The following is a 14,972-nucleotide window of genomic DNA, read 5'->3' on the forward strand; positions in this document are numbered from 1 at the left end:
AGGTGCGGCGCGCGCCACGCCACTCGAACGAGATCGCTGTGGCAGATGGCGCTGCGCGGCGGGGTCAGAAGGTGGCGGCCGGATGCTGGGCGCGGCTCACGTCGTACACCCCGGGTACGTCACGCATCGCGCGCATCAGCGACGGCAGTCCGGCGGCATCGGGGAGCTGCAGTGTGTAGGTGTGCCGGACTCGCTGTTCGCTGGGTGGTTCGACGGTGGCCGAGATGATCGCCGCGTCCGCCGTCGCGATCGCCTCGGTGAGATCGGCGAGCAGCCGGGGCCGTCCGAAGGACTCGGCGACCAGGGTGACCCGGCACCCGGCCTCGTCGCCCCAGCTCACCGAGATCGGCACCCGGCCGACGGACTGCATCCGGGCCACCGCGGGACACTCCAGCCGGTGCACGGTGACGGCGCCGCCACGCACGACGAATCCGGTGACGGCGTCGGGTGGTACGGGGGTGCAGCAGCCCGCGAGTCGCACGGTGGCATCCGGCCGGTCCACCACGACGCTCGCGATGCGGCTCGCGGACCTGGCGTGACCGGGGCCGGTGTCTTCCTGAAGCTGTGGCTCCGGCCTTGGCGCCGCGGGCCTGCTGCTGTGCGGGCCCCGGGCACCCTCGGGATGGGCGTCCAACCAGCCGGTGATGGCGATACGGGCAGCGGGGGTCCGGGCGTGGTCGAGCCAGTCGGGCGAGGGGCCGGAGGTGGCGTCCTCGGCGAGGAGCAGCTGCACGGTGTCGCCGTCGCGCAGTATGGTGCCGAGGGTGGCCAGCCGTCCGTTGACCCGGGCGCCGATGCAGCGGTGTGCCTCGTCCCCGTACTGCACGTAGGCGGCGTCGATGCAGCTGGCTCCGGCGGGGAGCCCGAGCGTGCCGCCGTCGGTGTGGAAGACCGTGATCTCCCGGTCCTGGGCGAGGTCGGCGCGGAGTGTGGTCCAGAAGGTGTCCGGGTCCGGGGCGGACTGCTGCCATTCCAGGAGCCTGGAGAGCCAGCCGGGCCGGGTCGGGTCCGCTCGCTCTCCGTCCGCGGGTTCGGCGGACTGCAGCGCTGAGCCGCTGTCCGCGGCGTACGGATTGCTGAGGGCGATGACGCCCGCCTCGGCGACCTTGTGCATCCGGTGCGTACGGATGAGGACCTCGGCGACCGCCCCGTCGGGGCCCACGACCGCGGTGTGCAGTGACTGGTACAGGTTGAATTTGGGTGCGGCGATGAAGTCCTTGAACTCGGAGATCACCGGCGTGAAACAGGTGTGCAGTTCACCGAGCACGGCATAGCAGTCGGCGTCCTCGCCGACGAGAACCAGCAGCCGGCCGAAGTCGGTGCCGCGCAGTTCGCCGCGTTTGATCCTGACCCGGTGCACGGAGACGTAGTGGCGCGGCCTGATGAGGACTTCTGCGGGGATGTCGGCCTCCCGCAGCGCCGCTGCGACATTCTCGGCGACGGCGGCGAGCAGGTCCTGGGGCGCCGCGGCGCCGGAGGCATCCGGCTGCGCGGAGGCGGCGATCAGTGCGCGAGTGTGTTCGTACTCCTCGGGGCGGAGGATCGCGAAGACGAGGTCCTCCAGCTCGGTCTTGAGGGCCTGTACGCCGAGCCGTTCGGCCAGCGGGATCAGCACGTCGCGGGTGACCTTGGCGATCCTGGCCTGCTTCTCGGGGCGCATCACGCCGAGGGTGCGCATGTTGTGCAGCCGGTCGGCGAGCTTGATCGACATCACCCGGACGTCGTCTCCGGTGGCGACCAGCATCTTACGGAAGGTCTCGGGTTCGGCCGCCGCTCCGTAGTCGACCTTTTCGAGTTTGGTAACGCCGTCGACGAGGTAACAGACCTCTTTGCCGAACTGTTCCCGCACCTGATCGAGAGTCACTTCGGTGTCCTCGACGGTGTCATGGAGCAGTGAGGCCGTGAGTGTTGTGGTTTCGGCGCCGAGTTCGGCAAGGATCAGCGTGACGGCGAGCGGGTGCGTGATGTACGGCTCCCCGCTCTTGCGCATCTGTCCGCGGTGCGAGGACTCCGCGAGTACGTAGGCCCGGTGCAGGATGGAGAGGTCGGCATCCGGGTGGTGCACCCTGTGGGCCTCGGCGACATGGCCGATCGCGTCGGGCAGCCGGTCGCGGGAGACGGGGCCGAGCAGCGCGACGCGGCCGAGCCTGCGGAGATCGATCCGGGGACGGCCCCGTCTGCGGATGGGAGCACCTGGGTTGGTGGCCTCTGCGCTCATGGGGCACCTCCGGCGGCATCGACCGGCGGTGGGGGGGGTGCGGACGCACCACCGGGCCGGTGCTTGATTTTACCGAGCCCACCACGTGGCGGAGACCAGCTCTCGCTCAGCGTGAAACGGATCACCCATTCGAGCGAAGCTCCAAGAGCTTCCGGCCGCCTTGCGATCACACGCACCGGCCGCCGCTCCTTTACGGGCAAACCTTGCCGGTCGCCTTTTCGAGCCAGGCAGAGTCGATCCGGCCCTCGGCAACGATCACGGCGGCTCCGGTCATCTCGATCTCGCCGTCCGGCCGCTCGGTGATCATGAGGGTGCCGCCGGGCAGATCGACCGTGTATGTGACCGGGGTGCCGGTCTCCATGGGGTCGACGCCGTCCCTGCGGGCCGCGGCGACGGCCACGGCGCAGGCGCCCGTACCGCAGGAGCGGGTCTCGCCCGAGCCGCGCTCATGGACCCGCATCGCGACATGTCGCGGTCCGCGGTCCACGACGAATTCGATGTTGACGCCGTCGGGGTAGACGGCCGCGGGGCTGAACGGCGGCACAGAGAGCAGACTGCCGGCGTGCGCCAGGTCGTCGACGAAGGCGACCGCGTGCGGATTGCCCATGTTCACATTGCGGGCTTCCCAGCTGCGGCCGCCCAGGCTGACCGTGACGCCGTCCTCGGGAAGGAGCGCGCGCCCCATGGAGACCGTGATGTCGCCCCCCTTGGCTATGTGCACCTTCTTCACACCGCCCCGGGTCGCGACGGCGAGATCGCCCTCCTCGACGTACTTCGCACGCTGCAGATAGTGGGCGAAGACCCGTACGCCGTTACCGCACATCTCGGCGGTCGAACCGTCGGCGTTGCGATAGTCCATGAACCACTCGGCCTCGCCCGCCATGGCCCGCGCCTCCGGGTGCGCGGCGGACCGTACGACGTGCAGCAGCCCGTCACCGCCGATACCGGCCCGGCGGTCGCACAGGCGAGCCACGACGGAGGCGGGCAGGTCGATGGCGTTGTCCGGGTCGGGAACGATCACGAAGTCGTTCTCCGTGCCGTGGCCCTTGAGGAAGGTGATCTGCGAGGTGCTCACAGGGCAACTGTACGAGGCGGCACCGACAGCCGACGAAACCGGCCTGCGAGACGGTGCACCGGACAGGGTCCGGCATGACACCGGAGCAGGAGCCGGGCAGCGCACCGGACGGAAGCCGGGGTTCACGCCGGCGGCGCCGCCGCGTCCGTCAGCGGAGCCGTGCCACACGCCAGACGGCCAGTGCGACCATTGCGGCGCACACGACGACGTACAGCGCGATCACGCGCCAGTCGGACCGCTCGCCCGAGCCCCGCTGCGGCAGCCCGGGCCAGGTGTAACCCACGCGGCGGGCGGCCATCATGCCCCAGCCCGCGGCGCAGCAGCTGATCAGCAGGCCCAGCATGGCGACGACCACGCCGCCGTCGCCGAACTCGAAGGCCAGCGGGAACGCGAACATCAGCGATCCCAGGGCGGCGAGCATGACGATCGGCGCGAGCTGCCAGATGCGCAGACGCCACGCAGGCCGCAGCTCGACCTCGACCTCGGGGGTCACCTCGAGCTCATCGGGCCCGTCGGGGCTCAAGCGTCCGGCATCGTGCAGCGTGTCCGGTGCGTCTTGTTCTGTGTCGCGAGGGCCGGCCTCCATCGCCACGCGCCCTCCCAACTCGGACTCCACTGGTCGATCGATGCTCGATGATGGCACGCTCCCGGCCGCCGAAATGACGGGCAGGGCTTCCCGATGCCATCACGTGATCAGGCTGTAACCGCTCCTTCGACCAACGCCAGCGCCTGGTGCGGAAGTTCCCCGCGGTGCTCAGCGGCGCCATTCAGCCAGTGGACCCGCGGGTCGCGACGAAACCATGAGTCCTGACGGCGCGCGAATCGTTTGGTGGCGCGTACGGTCTCGGCACGCGCCTCGTCCTCGGTGCACTCCTGGGCCAGCGCGGCAAGCACCTGCTGGTAGCCGAGCGCCCTGGACGCGGTCCGCCCTTCGCGCAGACCGTGCGCCTCCAGGGCGCGCACCTCGTCCACGAGTCCGGCCGCCCACATCCGGTCGACCCTCAGCGCGATGCGTTCATCGAGTTCGGGGCGGGCCACGTCGACGCCGATCTGGACGGTGTCGTACACCGCATCGGTACCGGGGAGATTAGCGGTGAAGGGTTTGCCGGTGATCTCGATGACTTCAAGAGCCCTGACGATTCGGCGGCCGTTGCTGGGCAGGATGGCCCGGCCCGCTTCGGGGTCGGCGGCGGCGAGCCGGGCGTGCAGTGCCCCGGAGCCGCGCTCGACCAGTTCCTCCTCCAGCCTGGCCCGTACGCCGGGGTCCGTGCCGGGGAACTCCAGGGCGTCGATGGCGCCCTTCACGTAGAGCCCGGAGCCGCCGACCAGAACGGGTGTACGGCCCGCGGCGAGCAGCCGATCGATTTCGGCGCGGGCCAGCCGCTGGTACTCGGCGACACTGGCGGTCTCGGTGACGTCCCAGATGTCCAGCAGGTGATGCGGAACGCTGCCGCGTTCGGAGAGCGTCAGCTTCGCAGTGCCGATATCCATCCCCCGGTAGAGCTGCATGGAGTCGGCGTTGACCACTTCGCCGTCGAGCTGCTGAGCAAGGAATACCCCCAGATCGGACTTTCCGGCTGCAGTGGGACCGACGACGGCGATGACCCGCGGTGCGGGAGCTGAACTTCTCACCGCCCCAGTCTCGCAAACCTCCGGTCCTCCTCCGGAACGAGTGAGGTGACCGGCTCCGAACAGGAGTCGTTGCCCCTCCGGCCACAAGCCTCCCGCCCCGGCCACGTGGCAGGCAAGTGGCGGGGGGCGACGCTGCGAGCGGCGCAGATCTTCGCCCGTACCACTAGAATTCATAAGTGAATAGGGGCGTTTTTTCACGGTTTGCCGTTCGCCCTCAGGGTTTCTTGATGAGGCCGTCGGCAGCGAGGTCAGGAGAGGACGCCCGACCCTAGTCCCCCAGCAGGGAAGGTGCCCGATGGGCTTCCTGGACAATTTGAAGGCCAAACTGAGCCCCGCCAAGGACAAGGTCGGCGATCTCGCCCACCAGCACGGGCACAAGATCGACCAAGGGCTCGACAAGGCCGCACGGACGGTCGACGAAAAGACCAAGGGCAAGTACAGCGACAAGATCGAGTCCGGCACGAAGAAGGCCAAGGACGCGGTCGAGCGCCTGTCCCACAAGCACGACGAGGGCAGTACCAAGCACGAGGAGGGCGGTACGCCGCCACCCGGTACGCCGCCCGGTACCCCGCCCGCTTCCTGAACACCAACTGATCAAGCCCGACGGACGGCCGTGGAGCGACGACGCTGCACGGCCGTCGGCCGCATCGGCTCGGGCAAGCGTAGGGACGGGGCTCAGCACCAGGTGGCGACCAGGTAGCCCACGCCGTACGGAGCATCCTCGTACAACAGCTGTCCGCCCAGGCCTGCACCTTCGGCCGCGCCCGCGAGCACCTGCCAGGGCGCCCGGCCCGCCGCTTTCAGTTCGCGCGCCAGTGACTCGTCCAGCGCGATCAGCGCGTCGGGGTCCGCCGTGCCCAGCGCTTGGGCGGCCGCCGCATCGAACGCTTCGGCGCGGTCGTCCAGATAGCCCGGTGCCTTGAGCGTCCGGCAGGCGCTGCCGTCGCCCATCACCAGCAGGGCCACCCGGTCCGCCCTGGCGGCCAGGTCCCGCCCGGTGCTCGTGCAGCGAGCGGTTCCCAGCAGCTCCCCCACGCCGAGCCCTTCAACCGGTGCCTTCGCCCATTGTGCGCGGGCCAGCAGCCAGGCGCCGACGGCGAGGGACGGCGGAAGCGGGCGGTCCGCCACCGGCCCCTTGTCGCGCCCCAGCCGTACACCGAGGCCGACGCCGAAGCCCTTGAAGGTTCCGGTGGCCCCCTCGGGATGCGGGCCACGCCCCTCGTGGTCTGCGGACCCGATCACGATCAGCAGATCGGGCCGGGAAGCAGCCAACACGCCGAGCGCATCGGCGCAGGCGTCCCGCAAGGCGTCGAGCTCGGGCGCGGCACCGGCGGCGACCTCGGGTACCAGCAGGGGCGGGCAGGGACAGACAGCGGCGGCGACAAGCATGGTGCGCAGCGTACTGCTTGGGTGCGATGCGCCCGTCGGCCGCCGTCTGCGTCCCGTCGGCGTCAGTCGCAGCCGCAGCCGGGGGCAGCAGCGGCCGGTATCGGCGCCGGGGCGCCGATACCGGGCAGACCCAGCATCACTCCGGCCGGCTTGGCGGCCTCGGTGGCGGTGCGCTTCTCCCAGGCGTCCCCGGCCCGGGTCCGCCGTACACCCACCGGAACGCCCTCGGCCAGCAGGTGGTGCGGGGCGGCATAGGTGATCTCGACGGTCACCACATCGCCCGGACGCACGTCCTCGTCCGGCTTGGTGAAGTGGACCAGGCGGTTGTCGGGGGCGCGGCCGGAGAGGCGGTGGGTGGCGCCGTCCTTGCGGCCCTCGCCCTCCGCGACCATGATCTCCAGCGTTCGGCCGACCTGCTTCTTGTTCTCCTCCCAGGAGATCTCCTCCTGGAGGGCGGACAGGCGCATGTACCGCTCCTGGACGACCTCCTTGGGGATCTGCCCCTCCATCTCGGCCGCCGGGGTTCCGGGGCGCTTGGAGTACTGGAAAGTGAACGCGTTGGCGAAGCGCGCCTGGCGGACCGCGTGCAGGGTCTGCTCGAAGTCCTCCTCGGTCTCGCCGGGGAAGCCGACGATGATGTCGGTGGAGATGGCGGCGTCCGGCATCGCGGCACGCACCTTCTCGATGATGCCGAGGAAGCGCTCCTGCCGGTACGAGCGCCTCATCGCCTTGAGGATCGTGTCCGAGCCCGACTGCATCGGCATGTGCAGCTGGGGCATCACATTGGGCGTCTCGGCCATCGCCGCGATCACGTCGTCCGTGAAGTCGCGGGGGTGCGGCGAGGTGAAACGGACCCGCTCCAGGCCCTCGATCTTCCCGCAGGCGCGCAGCAGCTTGGAGAAGGCCTCCCGGTCGCCGATGTCGGAGCCGTACGCGTTCACGTTCTGGCCGAGCAGGGTGATCTCCGAGACGCCCTCTGCGACCAGTGCCTCGATCTCGGCGAGGATGTCGCCGGTGCGGCGGTCCTTCTCCTTGCCGCGCAGCGCAGGAACGATGCAGAAGGTGCAGGTGTTGTTGCAGCCGACGGAGATGGAGACCCACGCCGCATAGGCGGACTCGCGGCGGGTGGGGAGCGTGGAGGGGAATGCCTCCAGGGATTCGGCGATCTCGATCTGCGCCTCTTGCTGGATACGGGCGCGCTCCAGCAGCACCGGCAGCTTGCCGATGTTGTGCGTACCGAAGACGACATCCACCCAGGGGGCCCGCTCGACGATGGTGTCGCGGTCCTTCTGCGCCAGGCAGCCGCCGACGGCGATCTGCATGCCGGGCCGCTTGGTCTTCATCGGGGCGAGCCGGCCGAGATTGCCGTAGAGCTTGTTGTCGGCGTTCTCCCGCACCGCGCAGGTGTTGAAGACGACGACGTCGGCGTCGCCGTCGGAGCCCTCGGCGGCACGTACATAACCCGCGCCCTCCAACAGCCCCGACAGCCGCTCGGAGTCATGGACGTTCATCTGGCACCCGTAGGTGCGCACCTCGTACGTCTTCAAACCGTCCACCGCTCCACCAGCCACGTCGTTGCCGCTCACCCGTCCAGGGTAACGGCCTGGTGCACCGTAGAGAGCCCGCTCGCTATCGTGCACCAGGCCGCCGTAAGGGCTCCGATCGGGCCGCAACGATGAATACCTCTCCGGCCGGGCTCACGGATCCTGTCCCCGGGTTCGGGGAAAGCGGCTCCGGGCCGCCGGGGCCCGGCCCTGGTCATCGCCCCGGCGGGCTGGCAGGATCGCCGCCATGCTCCAGGCACTGTCCCGTATCGGCCGACGGCGCACCCTTCAGGCGTGCGCCGCCCTCGTCGTCGTGCTCGGGCTGCTGCTGTGGTGGCTGCTCCCGCTCGGGGAGCCGGCGCCGAACGGCACGCTGACCTTCAGCACCGGCGTACGCAGCGGTGTCTACCATCGCTACGGGGAGCGGCTCAAGGGGGACCTGGCCAAGGATCTGCCCCAGGTGTCGATACAGCTGCAGACCAGTGAGGGCTCGCAGCAGAACATCGCGCGGGTGGCGACCGGGAAGGCCGACTTCACCATCGCCACGACCGATGCCTTGGCCACCTATCTGCGCGACGGCAAGCCGGGCGCCGACCGGCTGCGGGGCTGTGTGCGGCTGTACGACGACTACATCCAGCTGGTCGTGCCCCGGAACTCGGAGGTGCGGAAGGTAGCGGACCTGGCCGGCAAGCGCGTCGGGGTGGGGCAGCCGGGTTCGGGGGTACGGCTGGTCGCCGACCGGCTGATGACGGCTGCCGGTCTCGATCCCGCGACCGATGTGACGCCGGTTCCCGACGGTATCGACACCATGCCGACGCGGCTGGAGAACGGCCTGCTCGATGCGTTCTTCTGGTCCGGCGGGCTGCCCACCTCCGCGGTGCAGGAGCTGTCGGACCGCTTTGCGATCCGGCTGGTGCCGCTGGAGGCCTCGCTGGTCAAGGAGCTTCAGGCCGTGGGCGGGTCCGCCCGCTATTACCGGTCGGCCGTGATGCCCGCCGATGCCTACCGCAACGCGCAGCAAGGGCAGGCGGTGCCGACGGTGGCGGTCGCCAATGTGCTGGTGACCACGGACCGTACGGATCCGGCTATGACGGAGGCGTTCACCCGGACCGTGATCGACAGCCGGGACCGGATCGGGCGCGAGGTGCACGCGGCCCAGCTGGTTGATCTGCGTACGGCGATCTACACCGATCCGCTGCCGCTGCACGAAGGGGCGAGGCGCTACTACCGCTCGGTCAAGCCCTGATCCCCAGTACCGCTCGGTCGAGCCCGGCCCCCGCGCCGGGCACTCACCCGACAGCCTCTCAGCCCTGCGGGCCCTGGCGCGGCACCGACACCGTCACCCGCAGCCCGTGCGGCTCATGGGCGGCGTAGCTGAGAGAGCCGCCGCCCGCCGCCAGAAGGGCCTGGGAGATGGAGAGCCCGAGTCCGGAACCCTGCACGTTCTGATGCTGGGCGCTGCGCCAGAAGCGGTCTCCGACGCGCTCCATCTCCTGTTCGGTGAGGCCCGGTCCGCGGTCGGCGACGACGACCGTGACGTCATCGCGGCCGGAGGCGACCGTGACGAGGACTTCTTCGTCGGCGGGCGTGAATTTCAGGGCGTTGTCGATGATGGCGTCGAGGGCGCTCGACAGGGCGATGGGGTCTGCCCAGGCGGTCACGGCGGATGAGCCGTCCGCCGTGAGCCGTACTCCCTTCTCCTCGGCGACCGGCCGCCAGGAAGCGACGCGTTCAGCGGTGAGCGCGCCTATGTCCGTGAGCTGAAGATCAGCCGCGGCGTGTTCGGCCAGCGCCAGGTCGAGCAGGTCGTCCAGGACCTGCCCGAGGCGCTTGCCCTCCGTGCGCACGGAAGCGATCTCCTCGTTGCCCTCGGGAAGTTCGAGCGCGAGGAGCTCGATCCGAAGCAGCAGCGCGGCAAGGGGGTTGCGCAACTGGTGCGAGGCGTCGGCGACGAAGGCGCGCTGCTGCTCCAGCACGTCCTCGACGTTGTCGGCCATTTCGTTGAACGAGCGGGCCAGGCGCCTTAGTTCCGGCGGCCCTCCCAGGGCCGCGACCCGGGATCTCATCCGGCCGCTGGCGATGTCGTGGGTGGCCGCGTCCAGAGTGCGTACGGGCAGCAGTACCCAGCCGGTGAGCCGGATCGCGGCACCGACCGCCACCAGCATCGCGAGCACTTCGCCGGCCGCGATGAGCAACCAGCCGCGCAGCGTGCGTGCGCGCATTTCGGAGGTGGGCGAGTCGATGACCACGACGGCCACGACATCGCCGTCCCGTACGACGGGTGAGGCGACGACGACCCTGCCCTGCTGCCAGGGCCAGACCTGCGGCGGATCGTGACTGCGACGCCCCAGGAGCGCCTCTTTGAAGGCCTCTCTCCCCTCCCCCTCGATCGGGAGCTGCCAGTCGGCCGGGGCCTTCGCCATGGCACTGTCGTCGCGGTAGAAGACACCGGCGCGGATGCCGTACACCGATGCGTAGGTGTCGAGTTCGGTGCGCAGGGTGCGGCGCCGCTCGTCGTAACCGGGGGTCCCCTCGGCGATGAACTGGGCGAGCGCGGCGAAGCGTGCCGTGTCGTCGATGCGGTCGATGACGACGCGTTGCTGCTGGGCGGCTGCCACGCTGACGGCCAGTGGGAAGCCCAGCGCGAGCAGCACGCTCGCCATGAGGATGATGAGCAGGGGAAGCAGCCGGGTGCGCACCTGGGACGTACGCCTCTACGCGGACGGGGCGACGAGGCGGTAGCCGACCCCGCGCACCGTCTCGATCAGTGCGGGCAGCCGCAGTTTGGAACGCAGGGACGCGACATGCACTTCGAGCGTGCGTCCCGTCCCCTCCCAGTTCGTGCGCCACACCTCACTGATGATCTGCTCCCGGCGGAACACCACACCGGGGCGCTGGGCGAGCAGCGCGAGCAGGTCGAACTCCTTGCGGGTGAGCTGGACTTCCGAACCGTCGACGCTGACCCGGCGGGTCGGCAGCTCGATGTGTACGTGGCCGAGGTGCAGGGCGGTGACGGGCGTGGGCGCGGTGTCCTCACCTGCCGATTTGCGTCGGCTGACGGCGTGGATACGGGCGAGGAGCTCGCCGGTGTCGTACGGCTTGACCACGTAGTCGTCGGCCCCGAGGTTGAGGCCGTGGATCCGCGACCGGACATCGGCGCGCGCAGTCACCATGATCACCGGGGTTGAGGTGCGCTTGCGGATCTTCCCGCACACCTCGTAGCCGTCCTGGTCGGGCAGACCGAGGTCGAGGAGCACCACACCGAAGGGCTCGCTGTCCGTGGGCAGCAGCGCCTGCAGGGCCTCCTCGCCGCTGCGCGCGTGCACGACCTGGAAGCCGTGCCGGGCGAGGACCGCGGAGAGGGCGGCGGCGACGTGGTTGTCGTCCTCGACGAGCAGCAGTCTCATGGGCCCCCCTTTCCGAAGATGCGGCGCGCCGTTCCTTGGTCAGTGCGGCGCCGGTGTGTGTCGGTGTGGTTTCTCGTACGCCCTTCGTCACTTCCCCGTACCGAGGTGTTTCACGTCATGGCGTACCAGGGCATCCACTCCGATGACCGGTACGCCAGTCAAGGGCCCGCCCACCGCATCGAGCCATCTGTTATCCACCCGGTACGCTCCGGGCGTCTCAACCGCCGTCCCGTTCACGCGGAGTGTCCTGTCGCCGCCGGATCGTTATCCTCAATTTCCGCTCAGATGTGATGACGCTGGTCGCACCCCGTCACTAGGGTCCTGCCCAACCGAGGAGGACGGAGCAAGAAGCCGATGAGCGGAGTTTCAGTGACCAAGGGCGCCGAGGACGCCGCACCTGCGGCGAACGACCTTGTCGTACTGAGCAACGTCAACAAGCACTTCGGCGCGCTGCATGTGCTCCAGGACATCGACCTGACCATCGCCCGTGGCGAGGTCGTGGTCGTCATCGGGCCCTCCGGGTCCGGGAAGTCCACGCTGTGCCGCACGATCAACCGCTTGGAGACGATCGACTCGGGCGACATATCGATCGACGGCAGGCCGCTGCCCAAGGAGGGCAGGGAACTGGCCAGGCTGCGTGCCGATGTCGGCATGGTCTTCCAGTCGTTCAATCTCTTCGCGCACAAGACGGTGCTCGAGAACGTGATGCTGGGCCAGCTCAAGGTCCGCAAGACGGACAAGAAGGCTGCCGAGGACAAGGCCCGTTCACTGCTGGACCGGGTGGGCGTTGCGACACAGGCCGACAAGTATCCTTCCCAGCTCTCCGGTGGTCAGCAGCAACGCGTTGCGATCGCCCGAGCGTTGGCGATGGACCCCAAGGTCATCCTCTTCGACGAGCCGACGTCCGCGCTCGACCCGGAGATGATCAATGAGGTGCTGGAGGTCATGCAGCAGCTTGCCCGGGACGGCATGACGATGGTCGTCGTCACCCATGAGATGGGTTTCGCGCGCTCGGCCGCAAACCGGGTCGTCTTCATGGCGGACGGAAAGATCGTCGAAGAGGCCACACCCGACCAGTTCTTCAACAACCCGCGCAGTGACCGGGCCAAGGACTTCCTGTCGAAGATCCTTCACCACTGACTGGCTCTTCACGCCGGATACCGGACCGGCTGATCTCACATCGCGTCAACTCTAGGGAAATTCATCATGCAGCTTCGTAAGGTCACCGCCGCCTCGGCCGCCGTGCTCGCCCTTGCCCTGACCGCCACCGCCTGTGGTTCCGACGACAAGGACGGCGGCTCGGACGGTTCGGGCGGCGGCAACAAGATCTCGATCGGCATCAAGATCGACCAGCCGGGCCTCGGTCTGAAGACGCCCGACGGCAAGTACACCGGTTTCGATGTCGATGTCGCCACGTACGTCGCCAAGGAACTCGGCTACGACGCCAAGGACATCAACTTCAAGGAGACCAAGAGCGCCGACCGTGAGACGGCGATCGAGCGCGGTGACGTGAAGTTCATCGCCGCCACCTACTCGATCAACGACGAGCGGCTGCAGAAGGTCGACTTCGCGGGCCCGTACCTGCTGGCGCATCAGGACATTCTGGTCCGTGCCGACGACGACTCGATCAAGTCCCCGGCAGACCTGAACAATAAGAAGCTGTGTTCGGTCGCCGGCTCGACCTCGGCGCAGAACGTCCATGACAAGCTGGCTCCGAAGGCCCAGCTCCAGGAGTACGGCGGCTACTCGGAGTGCCTGAGCGGTCTGGAGAACAAGGCTGTCGACGCGCTGACCACCGACGACTCCATCCTGGCCGGATACGCGGCACAGCAGGCGAACCAGGGCAAGTTCAAGCTGGCCGGCTTCAAGATGACCAACGAGAACTACGGCATCGGCCTGAAGAAGGGCGACGCCGACCTCAAGAAGAAGATCAACGACGCGCTCACCAAGATGGTCTCGGACGGTTCCTGGGACAAGGCCGTGGAGGCCAACTTCGGTCCGGCGAACTACAAGAACGAGATCGCCCCGAAGATCGGCAACATCGTCAAGTGAAGCAGGGCTGACCGGGCGCGCCACCGCTGACGGCGGCGCGCCGTGCCCTCCTACACGCGGAAGCGCGGGAGATCGTGTTCGACTTTCTTGAAGGTTACGACCTGCTGGGGGCCTTCTGGGTGACGGTGCAGCTCACCGTCTACTCCGCTCTCGGCTCCCTCATATGGGGAACGCTGCTGGCCGGCATGAAGGTCAGCCCGGTCCCCCTGATGCGCGGCTTCGCAACCGCCTATGTGAACGTGATCCGGAACATTCCCCTGACCGTGATCATCGTGTTCTCGTCTCTGGGGCTCTTCCAGACCCTGAACATCAGCCTCGGCGCCAGCGATTTCACGGACATCAACTTCCGGCTCGCGGTGCTCGCCCTGATCGCCTACACCTCCGCCTTCGTGTGTGAGGCGCTGCGCTCCGGCATCAACACGGTCCCGGTGGGACAGGCGGAGGCGGCACGTGCCCTCGGGCTGAGCTTCACCCAGGTACTGCGGCTGATCGTCCTCCCGCAGGCATTCCGCGCAGTCGTCAATCCGCTGTCCAATGTGCTGATCGCGCTGACGAAGAACACCACGGTCGCCTCCGCGATCGGGGTCGCCGAAGCCTCGTACCTGATGAAGAGCATGATCGAGGCCGAGGCGCAACTGATCCTGATTTCCTCCGTCTTCGCGTTCGGCTTCATCGTTCTGACCCTCCCGACCGGCCTGATCCTCGGCTGGGTGAGCAAGAAGGTGGCGGTGAAGCGATGAGTTCCGTCCTCTACGACGCCCAGGGACCGCGCGCCAAGCAGCGCAACGTCCTGTACACGGTGTTGTTCGTCCTGTGCGCCGCAGCTGCGGTGTGGTGGGTGTACGACAGCCTCGCTGCCAAGCACCAGCTCGACTGGATCAAATGGAAGCCCTTCTTCACCAGCTCTCAGCCCTGGGAAACGTACATCTGGCCGGGCGTCCAGAACACGCTCAAGGCGGCGTTCTTCGCCCTGATCATCGCGCTGCCGCTCGGCGCCCTGTTCGGGATCGGCAGGCTCTCGGACCACCGGTGGATGCGCATGCCCGCCGGCGTGGTCGTGGAGTTCTTCCGCGCCATCCCCGTACTGATCCTGATGATCACCGCGAACGCGGTGTACGCCGAGTACACGAACATCAGCACGGATGTACGACCGCTGTACGCCGTGGTGACCGGCCTGGTCCTCTACAACGCCTCGGTGCTCGCCGAGATCGTGCGGGCCGGAATCCACTCGCTTCCGAAGGGTCAGACGGACGCTGCCAAGGCGATCGGCATGCGCAAGGGCCAGACCATGGTGTTCGTGCTGCTGCCGCAGGCGGTGACTGCGATGCTGCCCGCGATCGTCAGCCAGCTCGTCGTGATCGTGAAGGACACCGCGCTCGGTGGTGCGGTGCTGACCTTCCCCGAACTGCTGGCATCGGTCCGCCCGATGAGTGCGAACTACGGCGCGAACACCATCGCGTGCTTCACCGTCGTCGCCGTGATCTACGTCGTCGTGAACTTCGCGCTCACGTCTCTCGCGAGCTGGCTGGAACGGCGGCTCCGGCGCACCAAGAAGGGCAGCGGTGCGATGGTCGGCGCCGGACCCGGGGGCGGTCCGGAGACCATTGATGCTCCGGTGCTCAAAGTCGATGACGGACGTGCCGTCTGACGGCTCG

General features: G+C 68.5%; 14 protein-coding genes. 6 read left to right on the forward strand and 8 right to left on the reverse strand.

All coding sequences use genetic code 11. The annotated features are described in order from the left end of the window. Positions 1-64: 64 nt before the first annotated feature. The 4 genes from ABT115_RS17285 to miaA form a co-directional block, all read right to left on the reverse strand. The gene (locus ABT115_RS17285; RefSeq protein WP_351790000.1) at positions 65-2,218 is read right to left on the reverse strand and encodes a RelA/SpoT family protein; all 2,154 of its coding nucleotides are present in this window, start codon (positions 2,216-2,218) and stop codon (positions 65-67) included. A gap of 190 nt (positions 2,219-2,408) precedes the next feature. Next, a complete protein-coding gene (dapF, locus tag ABT115_RS17290; RefSeq protein WP_351790003.1) occupies positions 2,409-3,293 on the reverse strand; it encodes a diaminopimelate epimerase in 885 nt (294 codons plus the stop codon). Between the two features lie 148 nt (positions 3,294-3,441). Then, the gene (locus ABT115_RS17295) at positions 3,442-3,879 is read right to left on the reverse strand and encodes a hypothetical protein (RefSeq protein WP_351790090.1); all 438 of its coding nucleotides are present in this window, start codon (positions 3,877-3,879) and stop codon (positions 3,442-3,444) included. Between the two features lie 107 nt (positions 3,880-3,986). Continuing rightward, positions 3,987-4,925 carry a tRNA (adenosine(37)-N6)-dimethylallyltransferase MiaA gene (gene miaA, locus ABT115_RS17300; RefSeq protein ID WP_351790006.1) on the reverse strand — a complete coding sequence of 313 codons (939 nt, stop codon included), beginning with the start codon at positions 4,923-4,925 and terminating at the stop codon, positions 3,987-3,989. Positions 4,926-5,220: 295 nt separating this feature from the next. Between miaA and ABT115_RS17305 the strand changes: the two genes are divergently transcribed. Beyond that, entirely contained in the window at positions 5,221-5,508 is a 288-nt protein-coding gene (locus ABT115_RS17305; protein WP_351790009.1) for an antitoxin, read from the forward strand. A 92-nt stretch (positions 5,509-5,600) separates the two neighbouring features. Here the strand turns inward: ABT115_RS17305 and ABT115_RS17310 are convergent, their stop codons facing one another. Further along, a complete protein-coding gene (locus tag ABT115_RS17310) occupies positions 5,601-6,314 on the reverse strand; it encodes a class III extradiol dioxygenase subunit B-like domain-containing protein (RefSeq protein WP_351790011.1) in 714 nt (237 codons plus the stop codon). A 62-nt stretch (positions 6,315-6,376) separates the two neighbouring features. After that, positions 6,377-7,870 carry a tRNA (N6-isopentenyl adenosine(37)-C2)-methylthiotransferase MiaB gene (gene miaB, locus ABT115_RS17315; RefSeq protein WP_351790093.1) on the reverse strand — a complete coding sequence of 498 codons (1,494 nt, stop codon included), beginning with the start codon at positions 7,868-7,870 and terminating at the stop codon, positions 6,377-6,379. Between the two features lie 235 nt (positions 7,871-8,105). Here miaB and ABT115_RS17320 point away from each other — a divergent pair, with 235 nt between their 5' ends. Then, complete coding sequence (locus ABT115_RS17320; protein ID WP_351790013.1) at positions 8,106-9,104, forward strand: TAXI family TRAP transporter solute-binding subunit; 999 nt, start codon at positions 8,106-8,108, stop codon at positions 9,102-9,104. A 58-nt stretch (positions 9,105-9,162) separates the two neighbouring features. Here the strand turns inward: ABT115_RS17320 and ABT115_RS17325 are convergent, their stop codons facing one another. Both ABT115_RS17325 and ABT115_RS17330 read right to left on the reverse strand, forming a co-directional pair. Then, a complete protein-coding gene (locus tag ABT115_RS17325) occupies positions 9,163-10,557 on the reverse strand; it encodes a sensor histidine kinase (protein WP_351790015.1) in 1,395 nt (464 codons plus the stop codon). A 15-nt stretch (positions 10,558-10,572) separates the two neighbouring features. Then, positions 10,573-11,265, reverse strand: a complete 693-nt coding sequence (locus ABT115_RS17330) for a response regulator transcription factor (RefSeq protein WP_351790018.1) — start codon at positions 11,263-11,265, stop codon at positions 10,573-10,575. 354 nt (positions 11,266-11,619) lie between these two features. Between ABT115_RS17330 and ABT115_RS17335 the strand changes: the two genes are divergently transcribed. The 4 genes from ABT115_RS17335 (at position 11,620) to ABT115_RS17350 (ending at position 14,965) form a co-directional block, all read left to right on the forward strand. After that, positions 11,620-12,405 carry an amino acid ABC transporter ATP-binding protein gene (locus tag ABT115_RS17335; RefSeq protein ID WP_351790021.1) on the forward strand — a complete coding sequence of 262 codons (786 nt, stop codon included), beginning with the start codon at positions 11,620-11,622 and terminating at the stop codon, positions 12,403-12,405. Positions 12,406-12,471: 66 nt separating this feature from the next. Next, positions 12,472-13,317 (forward strand): glutamate ABC transporter substrate-binding protein, encoded by an 846-nt coding sequence (locus tag ABT115_RS17340; protein ID WP_351790024.1) that lies wholly within the window; start codon positions 12,472-12,474, stop codon positions 13,315-13,317. Between the two features lie 74 nt (positions 13,318-13,391). After that, positions 13,392-14,057: an amino acid ABC transporter permease gene (locus ABT115_RS17345; protein ID WP_351790027.1), complete on the forward strand. Its 666-nt coding sequence runs from the start codon at positions 13,392-13,394 to the stop codon at positions 14,055-14,057. Continuing rightward, positions 14,054-14,965 carry an amino acid ABC transporter permease gene (locus ABT115_RS17350; protein WP_351790030.1) on the forward strand — a complete coding sequence of 304 codons (912 nt, stop codon included), beginning with the start codon at positions 14,054-14,056 and terminating at the stop codon, positions 14,963-14,965. The genes ABT115_RS17345 and ABT115_RS17350 overlap by 4 nt, the downstream gene beginning before the upstream one ends. The last annotated feature ends 7 nt before the right edge of the window (positions 14,966-14,972 follow it).

It is taken from the genome of Streptomyces sp. NPDC001832, assembly GCF_040297265.1.
GTDB lineage: Bacteria > Actinomycetota > Actinomycetes > Streptomycetales > Streptomycetaceae > Streptomyces.